This window comes from Deinococcus sedimenti (genome assembly GCF_014648135.1).
Taxonomy (GTDB): domain Bacteria; phylum Deinococcota; class Deinococci; order Deinococcales; family Deinococcaceae; genus Deinococcus; species Deinococcus sedimenti.
Genome location: NZ_BMQN01000010.1, coordinates 77,588 through 104,496 on the forward strand (window position 1 = coordinate 77,588; position 26,909 = coordinate 104,496).

Here is a 26,909-nt window from a genome sequence, read left to right on the forward strand (position 1 = left end):
ACAACAGTTTCACGTGCCCTGTCCACTCTGGGTCACCGTGCATCCTGTGGTCTGGGTCTTTAAGGAGATCACATGAAGCGATCCACTCCGTTCGCCCTGCTGGCCCTCACAGGTTCGCTGCTCAGCGCCTGCGCACCTCAACCCGTGCCCGACGGGGTCAAACCCACCATCAGCCTGACCGCAGCGCCCACCACGGTCACCAGCGCAGGCACCGTAACTCTCTCCGCCACCGCCACGGATAACGTCGGCGTGACCAAAGTCGACTTCTACCAGGGCACCACCCTGATCGGCTCGGACACCACCGAGCCTTACAGCATCGCCAGTGCCAACATCACTTCGGCGCAGAACGGCACGCTGACCTACCGCGCCGTGGCCAGCGACGCCGCCGGCAATACGGCAGAAGCGACCACCAACGTGACCGTCAACATTGACGTCACTGCCCCCACCGTAAGTGTCACCGCAGATCCCGCCACGCTCACCGCTGCCGGCACCGTGACCTTCACGGCGACCGCCACCAGCGTCTCCGGCGTGACGAAAGTCGACTTCTACGACAACGGCACGCTGATCAGCACGGACACCACCGCGCCCTACAGTGCCAGCAAGGCCTACACGGCAGCGGACAACGGCACGCGCACCATCACCGCGACCGCCACCAACAGTGCCGGGAAGGCCACCACCGCCACCACGACGCTGAAAGTCGGCATCGACGCCGCTGCGCCCACCGTCACCCTGAGCGCCACCCCCAACCCCGTGACGGCAGCCGGAGACGTCAAGCTCACGGCGTCCGCCCAGGACGACGTTGGCGTGACCAAAGTCGAGTTCTACAACGGCAGCACCAAGATCTCCGAGGACATGACGGCTCCGTACGAAGCGGTCGTGAGCGTCAATGCCCTGATGAACGGTCAGCGCACCTACACGGCGGTCGCCTATGACGCCGCCGGCCGCAAGACCAGCGCCGATACGGTCGTCACGGTCAACATCACCTCGGCCGCCGCGCCGCTGAAAGTGACGGTCGTCGATCAGAACATCGGCGCGCCCGTCACCGGCAGTACCGTCAGCGTCTACCAGAACGGTCAGTTGCTCGGCAACATTACCACCGACGCCAGCGGCCAGCTGAACCTCAGCGGCCTGCCGGCCGGCAGCTACGACCTCAAGGCCCGCAAGGCTGGCATGGCCGGCTCCGACCTGTACGGTGTCATGGTCGGCACCCAGACCCCCAGCGTTCAGATGGTGCAGCGCCCCGCGTTCGACACCAGCGCCACTACCAACCCCGCCACGTTGGTCGTCACCCGCGCCGACGGCAGCCCCCTGGCCGGCGCGACCTTCACCGGTCAGCTGGACTTCCGCATCAAGACGGCCGCCGATTCTGACCACGTTGGGCCGATCCGCATCGTGTACGCCCAGCTGGGCCGCACCCCGGGCAGCGGCGGCATCACCGCCAGCCCCACCGCCGCCAACTGGAACTACTCGCCCAAGCAGGACGCCCTGGGCGTTGTGGACAGCGGGCCTGTCACCACCACCGGCAACTTCACCGCCGGATTCGGCAGCGCTGCCGGCGAGCAGGTGTACCTCGAGATCATGGCGGTGGACTACAACTACAACTACGTCCGGCACGTCATCCCGGTCAAACTGATCAACGCCGACGCCGCCGCTCAGAACACCGTCGTCGCCCCCACGGCCGCCGCCGCCACCGCTTTCACCCTGAAACAGGAAGGATCCTGGACGACCCCCTACGGCGCCGGAAACGACACCGACGCCGCGCCCAACGGCTCGGGCGTGTTCGTGGAAGTCCGCTGGTGCTACACCAACACCACCGCCACCGCCAAACCCTTCGCGTTCGACGTTGAGCGCAGCAGCGATGGCGCCACCTTCAGCAAGATCGGCACGGTCGGCGGCGGCGCCAGCACCAGCTGCTCGGCCACCAACCAGGCCAGCCGCCCCTTCGCGTACCGTGATACCAGCGCCGAACTGGCCGCCGGCAAGACCTTCACGTACCGCGTGGTGGCCCGCGGCACAAACACCGCCGCCAGCAACACCACCCAGACCACGCCCCTGGCGCAGTTCACGCCCACCTTCATCGCCCCAGCCGATGAAAGCACCGGCGTCTCGGTCAACCCCACCTTCGTGCTGGGCCAGAACCAGACCGCGATCGGTGCGGACGGCGCGGCGTACAACATCCGCGTACGTGACCTGATGACCCTCAGCGGCTACAACCTGCCCGGCAGCGCCTCGAACGCCCTACTGCGCGTCGAAGAAGGCACCGGCGCCACCGGCAACGGCATCCCCGTCGGCCAGTCCCTGGTGTTCACCAGCACTGGCTCCGTATTCGGCAAGCCCACCACGGCCGCCAGCGTCCTGACCGACACCAGCGGCACCTACGTGGCCGCCAAACCCAACCTGATGCCCGTCAACACGACCGCACACACCTTCAGCATGCCCTGGAACGTGCTGGTCGCCACGCCCCTGCAGCCCCTGCGTCCCTACAAGTGGGAACTGTACTCGGGCCTGGCCTACAAGTACGCGCCCAGCGAAGGCAACCGCATCTCGGCCTACTCCGTCTTCACCTGGCCCGCCTCCACCGACGCGCCCGTTCTGCAGACCCGCCCCGTGAACATCAACTGGGACTTCATCACCGGTCAGTAAGTCCCGCCGCGCCCACCCCGCGGCGCGGCCCCTCCCCCACCCCATCTCAGTTCATCCCCGAGGACTCCTATGCCCAGACACCTCCGCATGACCGGCCTGCTTGCCATCAGCGCCATGCTGGCCGCCTGCTCCACCACACCGTCCCCCACCGCCCAGACCCCCGTTCTGGACGCCAACCCCGCCACGTTGACCAGCGCCGGCACCCGCTACGTTGCCAACGAAGTCGTCGTCGGTTACGAGAACGACAGTGCCCTGCAGGCAGCCGCCAAGGCCCTGAACGGTGAAGTCGTGCGCCGCATTCCCGAAATCCGCACCGCGCTGATCCGCGTGTCCGGCGACGCGATGAAAGCCACCAGCCTCGCCAAGGTCAGTGGCATCCGCTACGCGACCGTGAACACCGTCATGACCCCCGAACGCAGCCCCGTCGTGACGCCCGCCACCCTGGGCGCGCAGGCAGCTGCCGCAGATCAGATCTTCGACGAACTGCCCCAGTACGCCCTGGACCCCCGCCACATGAACGCCAAGGTGGCCTGGGACAAAGGCCTGACCGGGAAGGGCGTCACGGTCGCGCTGATCGACGACCCGGCCGACGTGACCCACCCAGATCTGGCACCCAACTGGGCCGGCAAGGCCTTCGATCCCCGCCAGGAGAAGACCTACACCGACGGTAAGGCCTGGAGTGACTACTTCAAGAAACCCGAGAACTCGCACGGAACCTTCGTGTCCTCCAGCATGATTGCCGCGAAGAACGGCAAGGGCATCGTGGGCCTCGCCTACGAAGCGAAATTCATGCCGGTCGTGATGTTCAACCCCGGTGGATACTCCAGCTTCGAGATTGCGCTGGGCGCCATCTGGGCCACCAACAACGGCGCGCGCGTCATCAACAACTCCTGGGGCGGCGGCGTCAGCTTCGGTCCGGTCAAGGACGCTTTCGACTACGCCATGTCACGCGGCACCACCATCGTGGCCAGCATGGGCAACAGCTACCACGACGAATTCCAGTACCCAGCCGCGCTGCCCGGCGTGATCGCCTCCGGTGCACTGGACGCCAGCAACCGCAAGGTGACCTTCTCCACCAGCGGCCGCCACATCTCCAGCGCCGCCCCCGGCCAGGACACCATGCTCGCCAATCCCACCTGGCTGGGCGGCGGGTACGCCCTGATCTCCGGCACGAGCTTCTCCAGCCCCTACACCGCCGCTCTGGCCGCCCTGGTCCTTCAGAAGTGCTCGACCGCCACGCCCTACCAGGTGCGCCGCGTCATGGAAATGAGCGCCGACGGCAGCATCGGCACCAACCCCAACGGCTTCGACCGCGAGACCGGCTACGGCCGCCTGGACGCCGGCAAGATGGCCGAGATGCTCACCGACTGCGCCAAGCTGCCTGAGAAGGGCGCCAACGTGCATGTGAATATCTCCTATGCCAACGGCCAGGGCACGCAGAAGGGCATCCTGGGTGACGTCATCCTGCGCGGCCAGGGCATGCGCGCCGGTGCCAGCGATGACGCCACCCCGCTGTACCTGAGCCCCACCGACGACAACGGCGACGTCCGCTTCAGCGAGATCAAACCCGGCACCTACGACATGTACGTCGCCGGACCCGACGTGAGCGTCACCGGCGGCTCGAACGACACGCGCGGCACCTTCGTCGGTACCGTCACCGCCACCAGCGGCAGCACGTACTACACCCCAGACCAGACGCGCATCATCCTGCCCGCCACGTTCGTGGATCTGAACCCCACCGATCCCTACGAACCCAACGACTCGGAAGCCCAGGCCGCCACGATCACCTACGGGCAGACCACCCAGCAGGCGTACATCTACGGCCAGCCTCAGGACTTCGACTACTTCAAGTTCACCGGCGCCACCGGCGATCAGATCAAGGCCGAAATGCTGGCTGCTGGCCAGATCGGCGGCAAGCTTGACGCCTTCCTGTTCCTCCTCGACTCCACCGGCAAGGTCCTCGCCTCGAACGATGACCGCGGCAATCCACGCATCGACAGCGACTCTGAAATCAACTTCACGCTGCCGGCTGCCGGTACGTACTACCTGGTGGCGACCTCCTACGAGATTGCCAGCGACGCGAACGACGACAGCCCCTTCAACAAGTACAAGCTGAAACTCAGCAAGACCAACTAAGCTGCGGCAGTAGAAGGCCCCTGGGAGCGACCAGGGGCCTTCTACTGTGGTTAGCGTGCATCCGGGAAGCGCCCTGGTCCTACAACTTCAGTGTAGGGCGGTGAGAATGGTGTCGATCACGCCCTGTAGCGTCAAAGGCCCGGTGTCGATGACGCGGGCATCCGGGGCGGGGGCGCTCTGGGTGGTGTCCAGGCGGTCGCGTTCGGTCAGGGCGGCCTCGATGGCGGGGATGTCCTCGGGGCGCTCACGCGCGCGGCGCTCGGCGCGGACGCGGGCGCTGGCGGTCAGGTAGAACTTGTGCGGCGCGTGCGGGAAGACGTTGGTGCCCATGTCACGTCCCTCGGCGACGAGGGGGGCGGGGAGGGCGCGCAGCTGGGCGTCCACCCACTCACGGATTTCCGGGAGGGCAGCCACGACGCTGACGCCGGTGTCCACGCGGGTACTGTGCAGGTCGGCGGTCAGGTCGGTGTCTGCGTTCCAGACGCGGTTGCCGCTGGCGAGGGGTTCCAGACGCACCTCGCCAAGCAGGGGCAGCAGGGCGGGGGCGTCGGCGAGGTCGACCCCGGCGGTCAGGCCGAGGAGGGTCACGGCGCGGTACAGCAGGCCGCTGCTGACATAGGGCACGCCGAGGGCCTGCGCGACGCCGGAGGACACGCTGGATTTTCCGCTGGCGGCGACGCCATCAATGGTCACGATCATCAACTGGACAGTCTACCGCGCCACTCCCTGCTTCTGCCTGCGGTGCACCCTTCGGGTGACGCGCCGCGCACGGGGACCGCTAGACTGTCACGGACCATGAAACATGCTGCTCTGATCCTCACGGCCCTGCTGGCCCTGACCGCCTGCCAGAAGAAGGACGACGCGACCACGACCGACACGAAGACGGACACGGCCGCGACGGACACCACCCCTGCCACCGAGACGCCCACCACGGACACCAAGGCCGACACCACGCCCGCCGTGACAGAACCCGGCGCGGTCCCCGCCGGGTACACCGAGGTGCCGTTCCTGACCACCGAACCCAAGCGCGAATTCAAGGCCGAGCCGGACATGGCCCTGACCGAAGGCAAGGACTACTACGCGCTGATCGACACGAGCAGGGGGCAGATCCTCGCGGACCTGTACGAGCAGGAGACGCCCGTCACGGTGAACAACTTCGTGTTCCTGGCCCGCAACCACTACTTCGACGGCATCCGCTTCCACCGCGTGATCGACGGGTTCATGGCGCAGACCGGCGACCCCAAGAGCGTGGACGAGGCGAAGAAGGCCGAGTGGGGCACCGGCGGCCCCGGCTACCAGTTCGCGGACGAGTTCCGCCAGAAGCTGACGTTCAACAGCGGCGGCATCCTCGCCATGGCCAACAGCGGCCCCGCCACGAACGGCAGCCAGTTCTTCATCACCTTCGAACCGACCGACTTCCTGAACGGCAAGCACACCATTTTCGGGAAGGTCGTGACCGGCGACGACCTGCTGCCGAAACTGACCCGCACCATGGACCAGAACAACAGTGAAGTGGCGGGCGCGGTCGCCGACCAGATCCTGACCGTGCGCATCCTGACCAAGGGCTGAAGTCCCGTTTCCTGGCGGCGCGCTTCCCGTGCGGGCGGCGCGCCGCTTCAACGTCTACAGTTCCAGATCCGTGGGGGTCGTGGAGTGCGCGGGAATGGCGGTCAGCAGGACCTCGTACTTGCCGGTCACGAACACCTTGAAGTCGTGCTTCTGGAGGCCGCGCCGGGCGTTGGTGACGTCGGCGGCGAGCAGGCTCAGGTCCGGGCGGGCGTAGTTGCGCATCCGCGCGCCGTACGAGAGGGTGCCGTCCCGGTAGCGGGCGTTCGGGTACCCGAGGATCAGGCCGCCGCCGGGCGTCAGGTGGTGGCGGCGCAGCGTGGAGAGCAGCACGTCCTGCCGCACGCCGGGGCTCTGGAGGAGGCTCAGGGCGAGGATCAGGTCGAAGCGGCCCAGGTCCGGGGGCAGGGCGTTCACGTCCGCCGCATGGATGGTCGCCTGGGGATGGCGGGCGCGGGCGGCCTGCGCGGCGGCCGGGTCGAGGTCCACGCCCACCACCTCGAAGGTGCGGTCCGGGAAGGCCAGCGGCAGGGCGTCCAGTTCATGCCCGGCGTTCACGCCCAGCGCCAGCACCCGCCCGCCCTGGGGGGGATTCACGCGGCGCAGCGCCTCGACGAACGTCGCCAGGAAGACGGGGTCCTCCAGCTTGTTCACGCGGGCCCAGTCGCCGTCCGGGCCGTACCCGGCGTGATCCGGGTCGCGGGCGGGGGCGTGGGCGCGCAGGGTCAGGCGCACCCGACCCTCCCCGGCCCGGTCCGGGGTCAGGAGGTGCGCGCCGAGCAGGTCCGCGAGGTCCGTCCAGGTGCTCCAGGGGCGGTGCGTGCCGTGCGGGGTCCCCTCGCCCGCGTAGCGACCCAGGCCCGCGTCGGGGTCGGGCACCTCGAAGGTCACCTCGCCCGCCGCGCGCAGCCGGTCACGCACGGCGGGCAGGAGGACGCTCATGGGTTCGGTCGTGAAGCGCACCGGCCCGTCAGTACCCGTGGTGCTTGACGACCGCGCCCTGTCCTTCCAGCCAGCGGGTGACGACGCCCACGGCGGCCTTCACGCCGGTCGTGATGATCGGGCCGCCGAACTTGGCGAGGCGCACGAGGTGCGTGCCGTCCTCGCGGGCGGTGATGCCGATCAATACCTCCTGGGTCAGTTCGCCCTCGACGACGTGCGCCAGGACGACCCAGCCGTCGCGGCGCAGTCCGGCGTACAGGTCGAGCAGGATGACCGTCCACGCGCCGCCTTCCTCCGCGCCTCGGCTGCCGGGGTTGCGTTCGGTGACCTTCTCGAAGGTCTGGGGGCCAAAGGTGTCGGGCAGGGTCAGGACGGCGTGGGGCACGGTGGTGGGGTCCTCCGGGTAGGGCGTGGTCGGCCCGTGCGGGACGGGCTGGTGGGCGGTGGGGATGAAACGGGCGTGGTTGACGCCCAGGCCGAGGTCACGCCACTTCAGGGCGTACTTGGTCTCCAGCGCGGCGGCGGGCGGATCGGTGCGTTCGACGCGCATGACGCCGCTGGCCCCGGCCTGCTCGCACGCGAACTCGAAGTACTCGTCGTGGTCGGTGGTCAGGAGGATCATCCCGCCGGGTTTCAGGCGGCTGGCGGCCAGGCGGAAGAACGGGACGCGCAGGAGACGGTGGTCGGTGTGTCCGGCCTTGGGCCAGGGGTCGGGGAAGTTCACGACGATCAGGTCCAGGCCCGCGTGCGGGATGACGGACCGCACGAGGACGTCGGCGGGCATCTTCGTGAGGATCGCGTTGTCCAGGCCCGCGTCCCGCAGGCGGCGGTGCGCCTTCAGGAGCGACACGCCGGAGAGTTCCACGCCGAGGTAGTTGGGCGCCTCGGGGAAGGTCGCGGCGAAGTGCGGCCAGAAGCGCCCGTCGCCGAAGCCGACCTCCAGCACCCAGGGGCGGTCCGGGGTGTCCGGGTACAGGCGCGCGGCGCTGTCGGGGAACTGGAAGTCGCCGAGGCGGGCGATCATGCGCGCCCCCCGGTCAGGTCGGCCAGCAGGTCGTCGGCGAGGCAGGCCGCGTCACGCAGCACGCTGCCGTAGGTGTGCTCGCCGGGCGTGCACTGGCCCAGCATCCGCACGCGGTCCAGGCGGTTCACGCGGAAGCCGTCGAGTTCGCTGGGGGCGGGCGTCAGGAAGCGCACGTCGTACGGCGGCTCGACGCCTTCACCCTCGGCGCGGCGTTCCGTCCCGATCAGCCAGATGCCGCTGGCGGTCAGGTCGTCCGCGAGGAAGTCGTACGCGACCTCGCTGAGACGCCCGGCCTCGTCCATGGTGTCCCCCACGAGCAGGCGGCCCTTCAGAAACGCGCCGACGGCCAGCACGCCCAGCCGCGCGTGCAGTTTCGGGCCCTCCCAGGTGGACAGCACGATCTGGGTGTCCTCCTCGTCCAGCGCGGTGACGGTGCTCTGCAACAGGTGAATGCCGCTCGTCTCCTCCACGCGGGCCTTCAGGTGCCGGTGGAACGTCCAGCCGTCCGTGTCGGGGTGCAGCGCGGCGCGCACCTCCTCGAACAGACTGCCGTCCGGGAACGTCACGCCCGCCGTGGTCGGCTGGTACAGGTTCCCCAGGTGATCGAGCGCCTGAGACACCAGCAGCACGTCCAGTCCCGCGCGGGCCAGGCGCCACGCCAGCTCGGTGCCCGCCAGTCCGGCACCGACCACGGCCACGTCATACAGATGCCCCGGTTGCGGGCGACTTCTCGGAGAGGGCGAACCAAACATCACCCTCCAGTGTAACTTCCGGGGGTATGGGTCGTGGGCTGTGGGCTGTAGGAAATGCCCTGACCCACGTCCTACACCCCACACCCCTTACCCTGGAGCGCATGTCCGACGACGTCCCCTCGAACAGTGGTTTCGCGTTCCGGTCGCAGGTGCGCGCGGGTGGGGAGCGGGTGCTGGCGTTCCTGTCGCGCGAGTACCGGCATTCGGACGCGGCGACGTGGGCCGCGAGGCTGGCGGCGGGTGAGGTGGAGGTGCGGGGCGTCGCCGCGCGGGGGGATGAGGTGCTGCGCGCCGGGGACGTGGTCGTGTGGCACCGCCCCCCGTGGCGGGAGGAGGCGGTCCCGCTGGACTACGCGGTGCTGCTGGAGGACGACGCGCTGGTCGCGGTGAGTAAGCCGTCCGGGCTGCCGACCCTGCCGGGCGCGGGGTTCCTGACGCACACGCTGCTCACGCAGGTGCGGCTGCGGTATCCGGGGGCCAGTCCGCTGCACCGGCTGGGGCGCGGCACGAGCGGCGTGGTGCTGTTCGCCCGGACCGGGTCGGCGGGCGCGGCGCTGTCCCGCGCGTGGCGGGAGCACGAGGTGGGGAAGGTGTACCGCGCGCTGGGCTCGGGCGCGCCGGACTGGGACACGCTGGACATTCAGACGCCCATCGGGCCGGTGCCGCACCCGCGCCTGGGCACGGTGTTCGCCGCCAGCGCGGACGGGAAGGCGTCGCGCAGCGTGGCGACGGTGCGCGAACGCCGCGCCGGGCAGACGCTGTTCGACGTGGCGATCCACACCGGCCGCCCCCACCAGATCCGCATTCACCTCGCCGCCGCCGGGCACCCCCTGGTGGGCGACCCGCTGTACGGCCCGGGCGGCCTCCCACTGCCCGATCTGCCGGGCCTGCCGGGCGACCTGGGGTACCTGCTGCACGCCTGGACGCTGCACTTCACGCACCCCGTCACGGGAGAGGCCGTGCGGGTGGAGGCCCCGCCGCCGGATGCACTGGACGCCGGACGGGACGCCCGGGGTGGCCCGTCAATGATCTGACGTGTCAGAGCGGGGAGAGTTCAGACAGGGCATGATGTCACCATGTCGCGCGACCCTCAGCTTCCCACCCGCCAGGCTGTGTGGCGGGCTGCGGTGCGCGACAGTCTGCTCGGGTCGTCCGGGTGGGTGGTCACGCTGTTCGTGCTGACGCTGCCGTCAGCCGCGCTGAACACCATCGTCATTCAGGACGCCGCCCGGCACCAGCAGGCGCTGCTGATCCTGGCCGACACCCGCACGGCGGCGCTGGCCCTGAACGCCGTGGAATGGCAGGCGCGGCAGCGCGGGGCGGTAACCCCCGACCTGCGCCGCGAGGCGAACGTCAGCCTGGAGGAACTGAGCCGCTTCACCGCGCAGCTCAAACGCCTGAGCCGCGAGGACCTGCTGCTCAGTCACCTGCACCCGCACGAGAGCCAGCAGGAGAACCTGGTGCAGCACATCGCGGACTACACGGGCGCCGTGCAGCAGATCCTGACGCTGATCGAGCGGGGGCAGACTCAGGCGGCCGCGCAGCTGGACGTCCTGCAGGTCGACCCGACCCTCTGGACGCTGCGGGAACAGGTCCGCGTCCTGCGGGCCGTCGAGACGGACACGGTGAGCGTCGGGCAGCGGCTGATTCTGCTGCTCACCGCCCTGAGTGCGCTGGGGGCGCTGCTGACGGCCGCGCTGCTCTCCACGCGCCTGCACCGCAGCCTGCAGCAGACCCGCGACTGGCACGCCGAGGCACAGCGGCAGCGGGAACGGGAGGAACGCGACTCCATGACCGGCCTGTGGAACCGCCAGGGGCTGCAGCGCCGCTTCACGCTGGCGCAGGCCGCCGGGCCGCTCAGCGTGGCGGTCCTGGATCTCAACCGCCTGAAGGCCATCAATGACCTGGGCGGGCACGGGGCGGGCGACGCGTACCTGCAGCGGGTCGCGCGGGCCCTGCATGGCGTGACCGCGCAGGGCGGCACGGCCGCGCGGGTGGGGGGTGACGAGTTCGCGCTGCTGCTGCCGGCGTCCAGTGACGCGCAGGCCCTGCACCTGCTGGAGCAGCTGTCCCTGGACCTGCAGCAGTCCGGGGACACGCTGCCGCCCTTCGCGTTCGGGGTGACGCAGGTGACGGCTGTCACGTCGCTGGACCGGGTGCTGGCCCTGGCGGACGCGGCCATGTACGAGCACAAGGAGCAGCAGCGCGCGGATCTGGGCAGCACCCGACTGGGCCCCAGCGTGGAGGAGTTCACCAGTCGCCTCGAGCAGCTGGAAACCCCGCAGGCCGTGCTGGACGAGGGGCTGCGGCTCGCGCGGGACATGCTGGGCTTTCACGGCAGCACCTACGTGGAGCGGCGCGGCGAGCAGTTCATGGTGGTCCGCCTGGAGGGCGAGATTCCGGCCGAGATGCTGGTCCGGCGTGACCAGCCGGTCCAGGGGGAGCGCGGCCTGATGACTGACGTGCTGACGCACAGCGTGACCCGCTGGAGCAACGACTACCCTGCGGAGCCGTACGTGCTGACCAGCTGGCTGGAAGCCGGCCTGAAGAGCGTGCTGCTGGTCCCGGTGCGTTACGGGGGGCGGGTGATGGGCGTGATCAGCCTGCTGCACTTCGGGACGTGGCGGGTGATCACCCCGCAGGCCCGGCGCCTGACGGAGGCGCTGGCGTCCCGGCTGGGGCACACCTTCGAGCAGCAGGCGGCGCTGGAGCAGTTGCGGCGCGCGGTGCAGGGGGGCCTGCTGGCGCTGGGCGCGGCGCTGGAGGAACGCGACTTGGAGACGGCGGGGCACACCGAGCGGGTGGTGGCGCTCGCCGAGATGCTCGGCACGCGCCTGGGGCTGGCGGAGACGGACCTGCACGCGCTGCAGCAGGGCGCGTCGCTGCATGACATTGGAAAGCTGGCCATTCCGGACGCGATCCTGCTCAAGCCGGGTCCGCTGGATGAGCACGAGTGGTCGGTGATGCAGGACCATGCGGCGCGCGGTTTCGAGATCGCGCACCGCCTGCAGGGGCTGATGCCGGCCACGCTGAACGTGATCCGGCACCACCACGAGCACTGGGACGGGAGCGGCTATCCGGACGGCCTGAGCGGCGAGCAGATTCCGCTGGCGGCGCGGATCTTCGCGGTCTGTGACGTGTACGACGCCCTGACTCACCCGCGACCGTACAAGGCCGCGTGGACGCACGAGCAGGCGATCGAGGAAATCCGGGCGCGCTGCGGATCGCATTTCGACCCGCGGGTCGTGGAGGCCTTCCTCGCCCTGGTGGATTCGGGCAGCGTGGCGCGGCTTCAGCGGACAGGCGCACCATCGGGAGCCCTGCGCTCCTGACGGCACGCCGTCCCGGCGGTCCACGCCCAGCGCAGTTCTCCGAATGGAGGCATCACAGCGGTGTCCAGCTCCAGTGAAGGGCCAACAGCACGCCCTTCAACTCCACTTTCAACCGCTGATGGCGGCGGGTCCTTGCGCTGCTCGTTTCAGGGAGACTGAGAAAACCCCTCAGTCTCCCTGAACACCGCGGTCAGACCAACAGACGTCCGATGCCTCCATTCTCTGCCTCGCAGCTGTCCCAGTCTGTCCTGCTCAACCACATTCACTCGCTCCGTTCGGCCCTGGGGAGCAGATCTTTACGGTAAGTGCTCTACCCCTCTTCCCGTGCCGTGAGCACTCTGCGGCGCAGCTCTGCGGTCAGATCTCCTGCAGGGGCAGCGCGGCCAGCCATTCGGGGACCTCGTCCGGGGGGTAGGTGTCGAACACCAGTCGCGTCAGGGACACGAGGGGGTAGCCCTGGAGGTCGCCGCCGTCGGCGCGGCGGTCCACGATGCAGGCGATGCCCACGCAGCGGGCCCCGGCGGCCTCGGCGGCGCGCACGGCCTTCAGGACGCTCCCGCCGGTCGTGAGGACGTCCTCGACCGCGACGAAGGTCTCGCCGGGGGCGAGGGTGAAGGCCTCGCGGATCTTCATGCCGCCGTGGCCGTCCTTCTCGGCGAAGATCGCGCGGGTGCCGTAGTGCCGCGCCGTTTCGTACGCGAGGACGACGCCGCCCATGGCCGGGCCGATCACGAGTTGCGCGTCGATGCCCGCGCCGCGCAGCGCCCCGGCCAGTGCGCGGCCGATCTGCTCGGTGTACTGCGGGTGCTGGAGGACGGTGGTGCTCTGCAGGAACTTGGGGCTGTGGCGGCCCGAGGCGAGCAGGAAGTGCCCCTCGTGGTACGCGCCGGCCTGGCGGTACAGGTCGAGAATGTCGAGTGCGGCGGGGTCGGCGTGGGTCATGGTGTCAGTATCCCATTCTTCGCGCGCGGGGCCGGGCATCATGGCGCATGGACACCGTGACCTTTCCGGGAGGAGTGAAGCTGGGAGTGCGCCGCCGCCTGCTGGGCATTCCGCTGGCGCAGCTGGCGCGGGACGCCGCGTTGCAGCCCGAGCTGCTGCGCCGCCTGGAGGCCGGGGAGTTCGATCCGCGCAGTCTGCACCGCCTGGCGCGGCGGGTGCTGTCGCGCACGCTGGACACCACCCTGGACTGACCCGTGCGCGTAGGCCGGGTGGCTGATCCGCCCGGCGCGGCCCGCGCGGCATGCTGACTCTGCCCAGGGTCCCTCTGAGGGAACCCTCACCCTGCCGCCCGGCCGGGCGGGTCAGACTGAAGGCCCGCCCCCCGACCTCTCCCCCACCCCCGGAGGACCCCCGCGTGAATCAGGCGTTCGTGGATGCCAGCTGGCAGGAACAATCCGGTCCCGACGGGCTTGCGCGCGGCGTGGGCGGCTGGGGGCTGGTGCTGCTGCGCCCCGGCACGCTCCCCGCGCGCTTCCAGGGGCAGCTGCTCGCGCCGGACAACAACGCCGCCGAGGTCCGCGCGGTGCTGGAGGCCGTGCGGGCCGCGCCCGCCGGGGAGGCACTGACCGTGCACACGGACAATCAGGCGGTGATCGCGTCGGTCGGTCGGGGGCGCGGCCCGGCCCTGCTGGACGAGGACGCCCGCGAGGTGCACGCCGAGGCCCTGGCGCGCGGCGTGACCCTGCGGGTCGTGTACGCGCCCCGCACGCGCCGCCACATGCAGAGCGCCCACGATCTGGCGAACGACGCGCGACGCGGCACCGGCGCGGCCGGGCTGCTGGGCGTGCAGTCGGACGTGCTGATCGAGCAGCGGCCCGCGCAGCCCGAGGCGCGCGTCAGCCTGCGCCGCCCCGGCGAGCGCATCACCGCGCACGTCCCGCTGGACCTGAGTTCCGACGTGCCGCCCAGCGCGCAGGCCCTGCTGGCCGCCGTGGGCCTCGCGCTGCCCGGCGAGGCGCTGCTGATCCGCCGCGCCAGCCGCGTCGCGCAGGCCCTGTGGCAGCGCCCCGACCGTGCCCTGCGGCCCGCCGCGCAGGCCCGGCTGCAGGGCGCCCGCCGCGCCGCGGACGAGAACGGCGTGCAGGTGGAATTCCTCGGCACCGGGTGAAGAGGGTTGATGGTCGAAAGTTGATGGGTGATGGAGCCCAGCCTCTTTCAACTATCAACCTTCAACTATCGACCCCACGGGCGGTACGCTGGTGGGCACATGAGGTTTTCTTCGTTCGCGGTGGAGTCGGGTGGGCTGGGGCCAGAGGTGCGCGTGTGGGGCGAGTCGGACGCGCTGGTGGTGTCCGCGCCGCTGCCGGGGGTGCTGCGGGTGCGGCTGTTCCCGGAGGCGCGGGCGAACTCGCTGGGCTTCCCGCGCCTGGGGGTCAAGCGGAGTTTCGCGCTGCGGCCGGACCTCCCGGCGGGTCTGGACCTGACGGTGACCGAGGAGGGCGCAGACCTGCGGGTGCAGGGGGACGGGGTGACGCTGCGGCTGGACCGCGTGACCGGCGCGTGGGAGGTGCTCGGCGCCGCGGGTGAGGTGCTGGAGCGGGCGCTGGCGTGGTCGGGTGAGGCGCCCACGCAGCGGCCCGCGCTGGACGCGGAGCGGTTCAATCTGCGCCGCACCCGCCTGAATCTGGACGCTCCGGACGGCGCGCTGTACCTGGGTTTCGGGGAGCGGGTGGGGCCGCTGGACAAGCGCGGGATGCACCTGACGTTCTGGAATACGGACTGCTTCCCGCATCACACGGAGACGGACCCGCTGTACGTGTCGGTGCCGTTCACGACGGTGCTGCGCGGGGGCCGGGCGCACGGGGTGTTCGTGGACGAGTCCTGGCGGATGGAGGTGGACGTGGCGCGCGCCCACCCGCACGAGCTGCGCTGGGCGTCGTCCGGGCCGGAACTGGACGTGTTCGTGCTGGCGGGGCCGGGCCCGGCGGACGTGCTGCGCCGTTACGCGGACCTGACCGGGTACGCGCCCATGCCGCCGCTGTGGGCGCTGGGCTCCGCGCAGAGCCGCTGGGGGTACCGCACGGCGGACGACCTGCGCGCCGTCATCCAGGGCTACCGGGACCGGAATTTGCCGCTGGACAGCGTGTACGTGGATATCGACTACATGGACGCGTACAAGGTCTGGACGGTCAGCGGTGCAAACTTCCCGGATCTGCGGGCGTTCGTGAAGGAGGCGGGCGCGCAGGGCGTGAAGCTCGTGCCGATCGTGGACCCCGGCGTGAAGCTGGAGGCCGGGTACGACGTGTACGAGGAGGCCACACGGGGGGATCATCTGGTCCGCACGGCGCGCGGGGACGTGCTGGTCGGGGAGGTCTGGCCGGACCCGGCGGTGTTCCCGGACTTCACGCGGCCCGAGGTGGTCGCGTGGTGGGCTGATCGGCACAGGTTCTTCGCGGACGCCGGGATTCAGGGGCAGTGGAACGACATGAACGAACCCGCGTGCTTCAGCCTGCGCCAGCCGCGCGAGACGGAAGGCAAGACCCTGCCGTACGACGCGCGGCACGGCACCCGCACGCACCTGGAGGTCCACAACGCGTATGCGAACGGCATGAGCGAGGCCAGCCGCCTGGGCTACGCGAAGTTCAGTCCGCAGATCCGCCCGTGGGTGCTGACCCGCGCCGGGTACGCCGGCATCCAGCGGCACGCGACCGTGTGGACCGGGGACAACACCGCCACGTGGTCGCACCTGGCCCTGAGCCTCCCGATGATCCAGGGTCTGGGCCTGAGCGGCATTCCGTTCGCGGCGGCGGACGTGGGCGGCTTCGCGGGCGACACGACCGGGGAGCTACTGGCCCGCTGGTACCAGGCGGCGGTCGGGTACGCCTTCCTGCGCAACCACGCCGCGCTGGGCACCGCCGATCAGGAACCCTGGCGCTTCGGGGAGGCCGTCACGGACGTGATCCGCGCCGCGCTGGAGCTGCGCTACCGGCTGCTGCCGCACCTGTACACCCTGTCGCAGGGGGCGACCCGCACGGCGCTGCCCGTCATGCGCCCGCTGGCGCTACACTGGCCCGCCGACGAGGACGCCGCGCGCGAGGACACCCAGTACCTGCTGGGCGAGGGCCTGATGGTCGCGCCGGTCCTGCGGGCCGGGCACCGGCGGCGGCTGGTGTACCTCCCGGCGGGGGACTGGGCGCCGGTGTTCAACCTGTCCCCGTCGGGGCCGGTGGTGGCGGGTGGGCAGCACGTCGTGGCGGACGCGCCGCTGGACACCCTGCCGCTGTACCTGCGGGCCGGGACGGCCGTGCCGGTCACGGAGGCCGCGCCACACACCACCTCGGCCCGCTGGGCGGCGCTGTCGTGGCTGGTGCACGTGGGTCCGCAGGGCTTCACCGGTGAGGTGTTCGAGGATGACGGGGACGGTCCGGTGGGGGGCCGCCTGACCCGCCTGACCGGCGAGCGGGACGGCACGCGCCTGACCATCCGCCAGGGCGCGCCGGGCGACGCGGGCGAGGCCGGGCGGGAGGTCACGCTGCACCTCCTGGGTCTGGAGGGCGCGCGGGACGCGCAGGGCGCGGAGCTGGGCCGGGCCGGGAGCGCTCTGCGCCTGACCCTGCCCGCAGATGGACAGCCGGTCACGCTGCACCTAGGCGGAGCCGGGACGACTCCCTGACCCTGGTCCGCACTGAGCCGCGCCGGGAGAACTCCTGGCGCGGCCCAGTCGTGTGGCGGTCAGGTGGCGCGGGCGGCGTGCCGGACGCGGATGGCGAACAGCGCGGCGATCAGGTACTTGATCAGGATGTCCGCGAAGATGATCTGCGCGATCTGCGCGGGCGGCATGTCGCCCCAGAAGGCCAGCAGGTTGAACAGCACGCTGTCCAGCGGGACGCTCACGGCGTTGCTGGCCAGCACCCGCGTCCACCAGCTGCGCTGGATGAGACGCTGGTACACGGCGGTGTCCGCGAGTTCCCCGGCCAGGATCGCCAGGAAGCTCGCGCCGATGAACCGCCAGGGCGTGCCGGTCAGCAGGGCGACGGCGGTGTTCACGATCAGCGCCGCCGCGATGGCGATGTACACGGCGTTCAGGCCGCCCGCGCGGTGAATGCGGTCGCGCAGCGTGAACACGGCCGCGAAGAAGATCGTGCCGACGCTCAGCAGGCCGTACACCGGCAGCGGAATGAAGGTGTTCAGCGTCAGGTTCGCCAGCAGGATGCTCAGGGCGTACAGGGCGATCAGCAGCGCGGGCAGGGCCAGCCGCCGGGGCGCGGGTGTGGGGGAGGTGGGGGTCATGGGGCTCCGGGGGTGAGGGTCAGCGGCGGCGCATGAAGCCCAGCCGGGGGCGGGGCGCGTCGGGAGTCGGGGGGGTGGGCGGCACGGCCAGTTCGTACTCGCGGACCGCACCCTGAAGCCATTCGGGGGCGCCGCCCTGGGCGAGCAGTTCCGCGCTGGGAATCCACTCGGCGGCCGTGATCTGCGCCGCGTCGGGTTCCAGAATCCCGGCGCTGTACTCCGTGCCGAAGATCAGGTGCAGCCGCGCGGCAGCGGGGCCAGCCGACGTGCCGCGCGCCACGTACGACCCGACCAGCCGCAGGTCACTGACGACCAGCTTCACCTGTTCACGGACCACGCGTCTCAGGTTGACCTCCACGGGATTCAGGCCGGGGTCGGCGTTCAGGATCAGGCCGGGCAGGCCCTGCGCGCCCGGCTGCAGGGGCTGGCGGGGCCGGGTGATCAGGTACGCGCCCTGATGCTGGATCAGCGCGAAGGCGCCGACCTGATAGGTCATGGGCTGGGGGGCGTCAGTATGCGGCATGAGTCAGGGAACACTCCTTTTCAGAAAGGGCTTTCAGCTTCAGTCTACGCGGGGCGCCCGTGACCCGCTGACCACGTTGGACCCCACCCGACTGGTGGTCTCCCTGTCGCCTGACCGGGCAGGTCCGGCCCAGGTGCGGTGAAGACCAGCGCCCGACAGCGGTATGCAGTTCTACCCTGGCACCAACCGCACGCCCCGGGGCTCTGCTTCCAGCCGCTGTCCTTCTCACAGCGGTTTTCAGGAAGACCGAGAAACCCCTCAGTCTCCCCGAAACGGGCAACGCGAGGACCCGCCGACATCAGCGATTGGAAGTGGAGTTGAAGGGCGTGCTGTTGGTCTCAGGGTGGAACTGGAAAACGCTGTCAGGTGCTCGCTCTGCGGCGCGGCTCTTCGAGTCCCCAGAATCCGGAGGGAAGGAAGAGGTCCCTCAAGCCCTCTGGATTCTGGGGTGGGGCGGCACGATGGGGTGCGCGCGCAGCGCGTCGGCCAGCGCCTGGAACGCCTCGTCGTGGGCAGGGTTCGTCCAGGCGGGGGACTGCACCAGCAGCAGGGACGTCACCCCTGCCGGGTCGGGCAGGCCGTCTCCCGGGTGGGCCTGCCGGGTCAGGGTCACGCGGGCCTGCACGTCCGGGGAGAGCAGGGGCCAGACCTCGGCGCGGGTGCGGCCCAGGTCGAAGCCCTCGGCGACGGGCAGCGCGGCGTGCCAGTCGGGGTACAGGGTGGTGACGGTGCGGATCAGGCCGCGCGCCACGCCCAGCCCGGCCCAGTTCCCGGGGCGGACGCGGGTGGGGTCGCCGCTGCGGCTGGCGAGGTCATGGTGCGAGTCGAGGTTCAGGACGTCCAGCCCCGGGTACCGGTGCAGCCAGGTCCACGCGTCGGCGTGGCTGAGCGTCACGAACGCCGGAACGCCGGTGTAGACGCGCAGGGCCTCCCAGCCGGGGTACAGCGGAAAATCCCCGTCCAGCGCCGCCCAGGAGTCCCCGCCGCGTTTGTGGACCCGCGCCATCCAGGCGTCCAGGCGGTCCTCGTCGCGGTCGCGGGTGCCCCAGATGGGCGCGTCGAACACCAGTTCCCGCGTGCCGGAGAAGGCGTCCCAGTCGATACTCAGCAGCACAGGTCCAGCTTACGCGGGTGATGGGTGATGGGTGATGGTCAACAGCGTGTGCGCGGCGTGCCCGCCCAGGTCAAACCGACCCACTCCCCACGGCCCACACCCCACTCCCCCTCACCTGAATTGGATCACGTGGGACACGCTGGCGGGGTCGCGCACGAAGCCGAGGCGGTCGTTGATGGCCAGCATGGGGGCGTTGTCGCTGGCGTTGTCGGTGCGGATGGTGGTGGCGTCCAGGGCGCGCGCGGCGCGGATCGCGGCGAGTTTCAGGCCGGTGGCGATCCCCTGGCCGCGCCAGTCGCGGGTGACGCCGGTCAGGCCGGTCAGCAGGTCGGGGCTGGCGTCGCTGCGGAAGAGCGAGGTCTGCCCCACCCACTGCCCGTCCACCTCGGCGACCAGGTACGCGTCCGGGAGGAGTCCAGGGTCGCCGAGGATGGCGTCCTCGAACACCTCGAAGCTCAGGGGCGTGGCGGGTTCGGCGCGCGGCACGTCCTGGCGCACGTCGCTCATCAGGGCGTGCAGCCGCCGCGTGAGGTCCGGTGTACCTGCGGCGCGCAACTGGGCGAGGCTGCGGAAGCGGACGCCCCGGGCGTGCAGGCGGTCTTCCAGCGCGGCGTACGGCGCGGGGTCGAAGCCCGGGACGTGCAGGGCGGACATGAAGTACCGCTTGTCGCCGCTGAAACCCCGTCGGGCCAGGAAGCCCGGGGCGACCGGGTGGTCCTCGCGGGCCAGGATGCGGGCGGATTCGGCGTTCCGGGCGCGCAGGGCCGCGTCCAGCGCCGTCCACAGGGCCGCGCCCACCCCGCGGCCCTGCGCGGCGGGCGCGACGGCGAGGTCCAGCGTGTAGCGGTCCGGGTGAAACGCGCCGGGATTCTGGTAGTGCAGGGCCACGCCCACCACATCGGTGGCGTCGTGGGCGACGAGCACAGCCCAGCCGTAACCCCAGTCCTGCTGTTCACGCATCTGTCGGCGCAGTTCCTCGCCGGTCAGGGGGTCGTTCGGGTTGGTGGCCGTGAGGATCGCGGCGGCGGCGTCCCACTCGTGCTCGGCAATGGGGCGGACGGGAACCGTCATGCGTCCAGCCCTCCCCAGCAGTGTTCGACCCACGCGACGCGCGGGCGGAAGCCCAGGCGGTCGTTCAGGGCCAGCATGGGCGCGTTGGTGGTGGCGTTCCCGGTCCAGACCTCGCGGGCACCCAGGTTCCGCGCGAGTCTCAGCGCGGCGACCTTCAGCGCCAGGGCCAGCCCCTGGCGGCGCCACGCGCGGGTGGTGCCGGTCAGGCCGGTGTTCAGCCGCTGCGGGTCGTGCAGGTCCCGGTACAGTTCCGACAGGGCCGCCACCTCACCCGCCGGGGTCACGGCCAGCAGGGTCCCGTGGGGCAGGTGCTCCGGGCGGTCCAGGCGCGTCAGGAAGTCCTCGTAGGCCACCGGGGTGGCCGCGCCGGTGCGGGGCACGTCCTCGCGAGCGGCCAGCCAGCCCTCGTAGTACGCGCGCCGGGCCGCGTCCTCGCCCAGTTCGGCACTCAGGTCGGCCAGGGACACGGCGCGCAGGCCGCCGGGCAGCGCCGCCTGATCCGTCCAGGCGTCCGGGTCGAAGTCCGCGACCGTCAGCACGTTGTCGAAGAAGCGCATGACCTCCTCGAAGCCGCGGGCGTGCAGGAAGTGCAGGCTGCGCGGTTCGTCCTCGTACGCGCCCGCCAGGACCTCACGGGCGCCCCGCTCGCGCAGGTGCGCGTCCAGCAGCTGCGCCAGCCGGGTGCCCACGCCCCGCCCGCGCGCGCCGGGGTGCACCGACACCTCGGCGTGGTAGCGGTCCGGGTGGTACATCCCGCCGAACTGCAACGCGGACGCCGCCCCCAGCAGCGCCCCGTCCGGCCCGTGCGCCACCCACTGCTCGACGTGCAGCCCCAGCGGGTGCGACCGCAGCGAGTGCAGGTCGTGCGCCAGGGACTCGGCCGTCCAGGGGTGGCGGGGATTCACGGCCGTCAGCAGGTCCGCCAGCTCGCCCAGGTCGGCGTCCGTAGCGGGCCGCACCGTGAGGGCGGAGGGCACGGTCACGCCATCTCCGCAGGCAGTTCGACGGGCCGGTGCTCGCCGGTCACGGGGTCCAGGTGCAGTTCGTAGCGGCTGCGGGTGGGGCCGCGCCGGAAGCCCAGCGCGCGGTTCATGCCCAGCATGGCCTTGTTGGGCGGGTCGTTGAACGTGCGGATCTCGCCGCCCCCGGCGGCCGCCAGGGCGCGCATCGCGGCGACCTTCAGGGCCTTCGCGACGCCGCGCCCGCGGTCCTCGCGGCGCACGCCGGTCATCCCGATGATGTAGAAACCGGCCGGGTTGCTCATCAGGGTGCTGTACCCCACGTACGGGCCGGTCTCCGGGTCGTTCACGCCCGGCCGGACCGCCACGAAGGACAGCTCGTGGCTGAAGGTCGGGTCGTCCAGTTCCTGCTTCACCCACGACTCGAAGGAGCGGCGGGTCAGCGCCTGCCCCATCGGGACGTCCTGGAAGAGGCGCCAGTCGAGTTCCCACAGGCGCCGGTCCCTCTCCGGGTCCCCGGCGAGGTCCGCGACGGACCGCAGCTGCACGCCGTCCGCCTCAACGGCCGCCATCAGGTCGTCGAAGGCGCCCAGGTCCACGTCCCCGGTGTGGATGCGGGACTCGAAGCGGTCCCAGGTGCGCACGTAGCCCCGCGCGGCCAGGAACGCCCGGCCCGGCGCGTCCTCGTCCTGATCGCTGAGCATGGTGCGGAGATCCTGCGCGCTCAGCCCGCGCAGCGCGGCGAACGCGTCGTCGTACAGGGCCGTGCCCACGCCGCGCCGCCGGGCGTCCGGGTGCACGACCACCCGCCCGAAGTAGCGCCACTCCTCGAACGCGAAGTCGTCATGCCCGACGTGACTGACGCCCACGATCCGCCCGCCCTGCTCCGCCACGCGCTCGCGGCGGTACAGCTTCGGGTCGTGCGCCTCGTCCCAGGTGGCGAGCATCTCGGCCGTCAGGGGCCACTCGGGATCGGCGGCGCTCAGCAACGCCGCGACCTCCGCGAAATCGTCGGGTTTCCGCATGTCGCGCAGCGTGAAGGGTTCAGTGGTCATGCGCCCATCATGCGGGCCGCGCGCACCTGATCGCATCCGCCAGCACGCCTACGCGGCGGCGGGTGGGCCTATGCTGGGCGGATGAGTGACGGACTGAAACTTCTTTTGATCGTGCCGCACCCGGACGACGAGGTGTACGGCGCGTCCGGAACGCTGATGGGCCACCTGGAGGCCGGGGAGGCCTGCGGACTGGTGACGCTGACGCGCGGTGAGGCGGGGCGCACCCTGGGGCTGTGCGACGGGCCGGAGGAACTGGCGCGGATGCGGGAGGTGGAACTCGCGGCGTGCCTGCAGGTGATCGGCCTGACCACCCCGGAGGGCCCGGCGGGCCGGAACGTGTTCGAGCATCACCGCTTCCCGGACAAGTACCTGAAGGATCAGCCGCTCTCGGCGCTGACGGAGGTGGCGCGCGAGGCGATGGTGCGCCTGCGGCCGGAGGTGGTGCTGACGTTCCCGCCGAACGGCAGCAACGGCCACCCGGATCACGTGACCACGCACCGGGCCGTGAAGGCCGCGTGGGACGCGCTGCCGGACGGGGAGAGGCCCCGGCTGTGGTACTACGCGTCGGACGTGCCGCCGGAGAACGAGGCGCTGCGCGCGGAGTGGCTGCCGCCGAACGTGCGGCATGACGTGACGCGGTTCATCGAGCGCAAACTGCAGGCGATCGCGTGTCACCGCTCGCAGGCGCTGAGTACCGTGGATTTCATCCGGAAGTTCCCGCAGCGCATCACCGAGGAGACATTCCACGAACTGAGGTGAGCGGGCCGGTGGGGCGTTTCGCTTCCCGCCCGTTCTGCGGCGGGCCAGCCCGGCCTGAAGGGTTTCTGTGGGCCGTTCAGGCCGGAGTCCGTGTCACAGCAGTTTCCAGTTCCATTGAAGGGCCAACAGCACGCCCTTCAACTTCACGTCCAACCGCTGATATCGGCGGGTCCTCGCGCTGCTCGTTTCAGGGAGACTGAGGGGGTTTCTCAGTCTCCCTGAACACCGCTGTCAGTCCCAGTCGCTGACGGGAATGAACTCCACGTTGTCCCCGTCGGTGCTGGTGACGCGGTAGCTGCGGTCGAACCGCACGGTGAGTTCCCCGCGGTCGAAGTGCTGCGGGCTGACGACCGGCTTGCGGAACAGGTACGTGCCATCGTCGTCGACGCCGATGTGCGCGCCCTTGGTGAACCGGAACTCGACCACCTCGCCGTGCGGGCGGGTGCGGACACGCACGCGGTAGGTCTGCACGTCGTCCTGCTTCACGTTCGGGTTGGCGGGCGCTTTCTTGCGGAACAGGTTGAACACGGGGTGGGCCTCCGGCCGTCAGCATAGCGCCCCCCCACAGGGGGGTCCGTGGGTCGTCTTTTCTGTCCAGCACGCAGGGAACGCGACTGGAGGGCCGCAGCTGGGGGAAGGCCGACCCACCGGTATGAAATTTGTGTGGAATTCCTCACTACTCTCGGGAGGACATGGGGGACGGGGCCGAACAACGTGAGCTGCTGACTGCCTGGCGGCGCATGCTGCTGTGCGGCCTGCCGCTGGTGCTGGCGTCGATCGGGGTGGCGCTGCTGCTCGCGCGGCCTGACCCCTGGGACCGGCTGGTCGATCCGTGGCTGTACTTCGCGATGAGTGGCGTGCTGGTGCTCAGCTGGGTGGCGGTGCTGCGCCGCTGGGGCCGCCTGGATCAGGTGACGCTGCTGCTCACGGCGGGCAGCGTGCTGTTCCTGAGCCTGAAACTGCTGCTGATCGGTCTGCTGCTCAGTGACTCGCCGGCGCTGCTGCCGGAACTGCTCGAGACGCTGGTGTGGCTGCCGGCCATCATCACCTGGACGATGCTGACTGACCTGTCCCGGGTGGTGCAGCGTCTCCTGAACTGCAGCGTGGCCGGCATTGCCACGCTGAGTGCCCTGCTGGTGCTGTGGCCACTGCTGCTGGGCCGCCCGCTGAACGTGGAGGTGCTGCGCGCCCTGGTGCAGATCAACCTGGCGGCGGTCGTCAGCCTGTACGGCGCGTCGTATTTCCTGCGGCGCAACGACCTGCTGGGGCGCGCGCAGGGCGAACGGCGGGTGCGGCGGGAACTGGTGTACACCGACCTGCTGACGGGCCTGCCGGGCCGGGTGCGACTGACCGAGCAGCTGCGCGCCCTGACCGGGCGGGGCGGGACGTTCGCGGTGCTGGTCGTGGATGTGGACGCCTTCAAGGTCGTGAACGACACGCTGGGTCACGACGTGGGGGATGAGCTGCTGCGCGGCGTGGCGGGGGAGTTGCAGCGTCTTGCGCCGCAGGGCAGCGGCGTGTACCGCCTGAGCGGCGACGAGTTCGTGGTACTGCTGCCCGACGCGGACGATCAGGCAGCGCAGTGGGAGGCGCGGCGGCTGCTGCAGCTGGCGCCCACCCATCCCAGCCTGCGGGTGGGGATGGACGTGACGCTCAGCATCGGCGTGAGCGTCTACCCGGACGACGCCACGGACGCGGAGGAACTGCTGCGGCACGCCGATAGCGCCATGGCGGCCGTGAAACGCGCCGGGCGGCGGCAGGTGCGCCGCTACCAGCCGCAGCAGGACGCCGCCACCGAGCGCTTTCAGCTGCTGGCGCGGGACCTGAGCCTCGCGCTGGCCCGGCAGGAACTCAGCCTGCAGTTCCAGCCGGTGTTCCGCCTGGAGGACCTGCAGCCCGTGAAGGCTGAGGCGCTGCTGCGCTGGACGCATCCGCAACTGGGGGCCGTATCGCCCGGCGAGTTCATCCCGGTGGCGGAGCGGGTGGGGCTGATTGCTCCGATCGGCGCGTGGGTGCTGGGTGAGGCGTGCCGCGCGGCCCTGCCGTGGGGGCAGGTGACGGTCAGTGTGAATGTCAGCGCTGTGCAGCTGCTGCAGGTCGAGTTCCCGCAGGTGGTGCAGCAGGCCCTGCGGGACAGTGGCCTGCCGGCGCAGCGGCTGGAACTGGAACTGACGGAGACGGCCGCCCTGTACGAGGATGACCGGGCGGCGCAGACCATGCAGCTGCTGCGGGACCTGGGGGTGTCCCTGAGCATTGACGATTTCGGGAGTGGCTACTCGAATCTGGCGCGGCTGCGGTCGCTGCCGATCACGGGCGTGAAGCTGGACCGGTCGTGTACGGTGGATCTGCCGGAGGGACCGTCCAGTCCGTTCTCGCGGGCGCTGCTCAGTGCGGTGCTGGGGTTGACGCAGCACCTGCCGCTGGACCTGACGGCCGAGGGCGTGGAATCCGCCGCGCACCTGGCGGTGCTGCGTGAACTGAACTGCCCGCTGGGGCAGGGGCACGGCCTGTCCCGGCCGCTGAGTCCTGCTGATTTCGTGGCGCTGCTGCAGGCTCCGCCCCGCTCGGCGGTGCCGGTGGGCGCGGCCGCCAGCTGACTGGGGCCGGGTCGCGCCGGGAAGTCAGACGCGGCGGAGCAGTTCGGTCAGCAGCCGCACGTGGTCCGGCCAGCGGTCGAGGCGCACGTGTTCGTGCTGGGCGTGCGCGCCGTCGCCGGGAGCCCCGAGGCCGTCCAGGGTGGGAATGATGGGCGCAGTGAAGTTCCCGTCGCTGCCGCCGCCCACGACGGTGTGGGTCAGGTCGAAGCCCAGTTCCCGGGCCACCTCGCGCGCCTGCTCGAAGAGGGCCAGGGTGCCGGCTCCCTGTTCGAAGGGGGGTCGGTTCAGGCCGCCGGCGACCTGCACGGTCACGCGGGGGTCGCGGGGCGTCCAGGCGCGTACGGCGGCGTCCACCCGGTCGGCCTCCGCGAGGGTGCTGACGCGCAGGTCGATCTCCAGGGTGGCGTGCGCGGGAATGACGTTCACGGCGCTGCCGCCGCGAATCAGGCCGACACTGACGGTGGTGCCCTCGTCGGGCCGCGCGAGGGCCTGGAGTTCCAGGGTGGCGTGCGCGGCGGCCGTGATGGCGCTCGCCCCTTCGCCGGGTTTGTTCCCGGCGTGGCTGGCGACGCCCGTGAAGGTCAGCAGGTAGCTCCCGGTGCCCTTACGGCCGGTCTTGAGGGCGTGGGTGTCCGCGACGGGCGGCTCGACGACCAGGGCGACGCGGGCCTCGTGCGCGGCGCGTTCGATGTGGTCGCGGCTGCTGGGGCTGCCGATCTCCTCGTCGGGGGACAGCAGCACGGTCACGCCACCGCGCGGCCACTGGCCCTGCAGGGCGCGCAGCGCGTGGAACAGCCCGACAATCCCGGCCTTCATGTCGTACGTGCCGGGACCGTGCAGCCGCTGCCCGTCCACGCGCCAGGGCATGCTGTCCAGCGTGCCGCGCGGCCAGACGGTGTCGGCATGCGTGAGGACCAGGATGGGCCGCTCGGTCGCGCCGGGCTGCACGCCGAAGTGGAAGACGCGGGTGCCGCCGCCCAGCGCGTGCGTTTCGGCGCCGAGGTCGCGGGCCCAACCCTCCACGACGTCCATGACGTGCTGAATGGCGGCCGGGTCGGTGGACGGCGATTCGAGGTCGGTCAGGACCTTCAGGTCGGCCATCAGCGCCTGCAGGTCCACGCTGGGGGTGGTGTGGGTCATGGGTGGATGCTACCGCTCGGGCGTGAAGGTCCGCCGAGAAATGGCGCCGACCCCTGTGAAGTGG

The 26,909-nt window shown here is 70.8% G+C and carries 23 protein-coding genes; 10 read left to right on the forward strand and 13 right to left on the reverse strand.

Going from position 1 to position 26,909, the window contains the following annotated elements; genetic code table 11:
* Positions 1-72 precede the first annotated feature (72 nt).
* Together IEY69_RS15770 and IEY69_RS15775 are read left to right on the forward strand one after the other, a co-directional pair.
* Complete coding sequence (locus tag IEY69_RS15770) at positions 73-2,643, forward strand: Ig-like domain-containing protein (protein WP_189074101.1); 2,571 nt, start codon at positions 73-75, stop codon at positions 2,641-2,643.
* 87 nt (positions 2,644-2,730) lie between these two features.
* Complete coding sequence (locus tag IEY69_RS15775; protein WP_229784033.1) at positions 2,731-4,779, forward strand: S8 family serine peptidase; 2,049 nt, start codon at positions 2,731-2,733, stop codon at positions 4,777-4,779.
* An 87-nt stretch (positions 4,780-4,866) separates the two neighbouring features.
* Here IEY69_RS15775 and cmk read toward each other — a convergent pair whose 3' ends face one another.
* Positions 4,867-5,478, reverse strand: coding sequence for a (d)CMP kinase (cmk, locus tag IEY69_RS15780; protein WP_189074103.1), 612 nt, complete (start codon positions 5,476-5,478; stop codon positions 4,867-4,869).
* A 96-nt stretch (positions 5,479-5,574) separates the two neighbouring features.
* Here cmk and IEY69_RS15785 point away from each other — a divergent pair, with 96 nt between their 5' ends.
* A complete protein-coding gene (locus IEY69_RS15785) occupies positions 5,575-6,348 on the forward strand; it encodes a peptidylprolyl isomerase (protein ID WP_189074104.1) in 774 nt (257 codons plus the stop codon).
* Positions 6,349-6,402: 54 nt separating this feature from the next.
* On the opposite strand, the gene IEY69_RS15790 is transcribed toward IEY69_RS15785, so the two are convergent.
* The 3 genes from IEY69_RS15790 to IEY69_RS15800 are packed head-to-tail and all read right to left on the reverse strand — an operon-like array spanning position 6,403 to position 9,063.
* Entirely contained in the window at positions 6,403-7,287 is an 885-nt protein-coding gene (locus IEY69_RS15790) for a class I SAM-dependent methyltransferase (protein WP_189074105.1), read from the reverse strand.
* A gap of 28 nt (positions 7,288-7,315) precedes the next feature.
* Positions 7,316-8,311 (reverse strand): tRNA (guanine(46)-N(7))-methyltransferase TrmB, encoded by a 996-nt coding sequence (gene trmB / locus IEY69_RS15795; RefSeq protein WP_189074106.1) that lies wholly within the window; start codon positions 8,309-8,311, stop codon positions 7,316-7,318.
* Positions 8,308-9,063 carry an FAD-dependent oxidoreductase gene (locus IEY69_RS15800; RefSeq protein ID WP_189074107.1) on the reverse strand — a complete coding sequence of 252 codons (756 nt, stop codon included), beginning with the start codon at positions 9,061-9,063 and terminating at the stop codon, positions 8,308-8,310. The genes trmB and IEY69_RS15800 overlap by 4 nt, the downstream gene beginning before the upstream one ends.
* Before the next feature lie 101 nt (positions 9,064-9,164).
* On the opposite strand from IEY69_RS15800, the gene IEY69_RS15805 reads away from it, so the two are divergent.
* Positions 9,165-10,097, forward strand: a complete 933-nt coding sequence (locus tag IEY69_RS15805; RefSeq protein ID WP_189074108.1) for an RluA family pseudouridine synthase — start codon at positions 9,165-9,167, stop codon at positions 10,095-10,097.
* A gap of 42 nt (positions 10,098-10,139) precedes the next feature.
* Positions 10,140-12,395: a sensor domain-containing diguanylate cyclase/phosphohydrolase gene (locus tag IEY69_RS15810; RefSeq protein WP_189074109.1), complete on the forward strand. Its 2,256-nt coding sequence runs from the start codon at positions 10,140-10,142 to the stop codon at positions 12,393-12,395.
* A gap of 357 nt (positions 12,396-12,752) precedes the next feature.
* On the opposite strand, the gene pyrE is transcribed toward IEY69_RS15810, so the two are convergent.
* A complete protein-coding gene (gene pyrE / locus IEY69_RS15815) occupies positions 12,753-13,337 on the reverse strand; it encodes an orotate phosphoribosyltransferase (RefSeq protein ID WP_189074110.1) in 585 nt (194 codons plus the stop codon).
* A 47-nt stretch (positions 13,338-13,384) separates the two neighbouring features.
* On the opposite strand from pyrE, the gene IEY69_RS15820 reads away from it, so the two are divergent.
* The 3 genes from IEY69_RS15820 to IEY69_RS15830 all read left to right on the forward strand — a co-directional run bounded on the left by IEY69_RS15820 (position 13,385) and on the right by IEY69_RS15830 (position 17,010).
* Positions 13,385-13,588 carry an XRE family transcriptional regulator gene (locus IEY69_RS15820; RefSeq protein ID WP_189074111.1) on the forward strand — a complete coding sequence of 68 codons (204 nt, stop codon included), beginning with the start codon at positions 13,385-13,387 and terminating at the stop codon, positions 13,586-13,588.
* 164 nt (positions 13,589-13,752) lie between these two features.
* On the forward strand, positions 13,753-14,505 hold the full coding sequence (locus IEY69_RS15825; RefSeq protein ID WP_189074112.1) for a ribonuclease H family protein: 753 nt from the start codon (positions 13,753-13,755) through the stop codon (positions 14,503-14,505).
* A 99-nt stretch (positions 14,506-14,604) separates the two neighbouring features.
* Positions 14,605-17,010 (forward strand): glycoside hydrolase family 31 protein, encoded by a 2,406-nt coding sequence (locus IEY69_RS15830; protein ID WP_189074113.1) that lies wholly within the window; start codon positions 14,605-14,607, stop codon positions 17,008-17,010.
* Between the two features lie 59 nt (positions 17,011-17,069).
* Here IEY69_RS15830 and IEY69_RS15835 read toward each other — a convergent pair whose 3' ends face one another.
* The 6 genes from IEY69_RS15835 to IEY69_RS15860 form a co-directional block, all read right to left on the reverse strand.
* Complete coding sequence (locus IEY69_RS15835; RefSeq protein WP_189074114.1) at positions 17,070-17,627, reverse strand: VUT family protein; 558 nt, start codon at positions 17,625-17,627, stop codon at positions 17,070-17,072.
* Between the two features lie 19 nt (positions 17,628-17,646).
* Positions 17,647-18,150 (reverse strand): hypothetical protein, encoded by a 504-nt coding sequence (locus IEY69_RS15840; RefSeq protein ID WP_189074115.1) that lies wholly within the window; start codon positions 18,148-18,150, stop codon positions 17,647-17,649.
* 427 nt (positions 18,151-18,577) lie between these two features.
* Entirely contained in the window at positions 18,578-19,264 is a 687-nt protein-coding gene (locus IEY69_RS15845) for an arginase (protein WP_189074116.1), read from the reverse strand.
* A 111-nt stretch (positions 19,265-19,375) separates the two neighbouring features.
* The gene (locus IEY69_RS15850; protein WP_189074117.1) at positions 19,376-20,335 is read right to left on the reverse strand and encodes a GNAT family N-acetyltransferase; all 960 of its coding nucleotides are present in this window, start codon (positions 20,333-20,335) and stop codon (positions 19,376-19,378) included.
* Positions 20,332-21,318, reverse strand: a complete 987-nt coding sequence (locus IEY69_RS15855) for a GNAT family N-acetyltransferase (protein ID WP_189074118.1) — start codon at positions 21,316-21,318, stop codon at positions 20,332-20,334. Before IEY69_RS15855 ends, IEY69_RS15850 begins: the two co-directional genes overlap by 4 nt.
* A complete protein-coding gene (locus tag IEY69_RS15860; RefSeq protein ID WP_189074119.1) occupies positions 21,315-22,349 on the reverse strand; it encodes a GNAT family N-acetyltransferase in 1,035 nt (344 codons plus the stop codon). Before IEY69_RS15860 ends, IEY69_RS15855 begins: the two co-directional genes overlap by 4 nt.
* An 81-nt stretch (positions 22,350-22,430) precedes the next feature.
* On the opposite strand from IEY69_RS15860, the gene IEY69_RS15865 reads away from it, so the two are divergent.
* On the forward strand, positions 22,431-23,108 hold the full coding sequence (locus tag IEY69_RS15865; protein ID WP_189074120.1) for a PIG-L deacetylase family protein: 678 nt from the start codon (positions 22,431-22,433) through the stop codon (positions 23,106-23,108).
* Positions 23,109-23,339: 231 nt separating this feature from the next.
* Here the strand turns inward: IEY69_RS15865 and IEY69_RS15870 are convergent, their stop codons facing one another.
* The gene (locus IEY69_RS15870) at positions 23,340-23,636 is read right to left on the reverse strand and encodes a hypothetical protein (protein WP_189074121.1); all 297 of its coding nucleotides are present in this window, start codon (positions 23,634-23,636) and stop codon (positions 23,340-23,342) included.
* A gap of 164 nt (positions 23,637-23,800) precedes the next feature.
* Between IEY69_RS15870 and IEY69_RS15875 the strand changes: the two genes are divergently transcribed.
* A complete protein-coding gene (locus tag IEY69_RS15875; RefSeq protein ID WP_189074122.1) occupies positions 23,801-25,705 on the forward strand; it encodes a putative bifunctional diguanylate cyclase/phosphodiesterase in 1,905 nt (634 codons plus the stop codon).
* Between the two features lie 24 nt (positions 25,706-25,729).
* Here the strand turns inward: IEY69_RS15875 and IEY69_RS15880 are convergent, their stop codons facing one another.
* On the reverse strand, positions 25,730-26,845 hold the full coding sequence (locus IEY69_RS15880) for a M20 family metallopeptidase (RefSeq protein WP_189074123.1): 1,116 nt from the start codon (positions 26,843-26,845) through the stop codon (positions 25,730-25,732).
* Between the last annotated feature and the right edge of the window lie 64 nt (positions 26,846-26,909).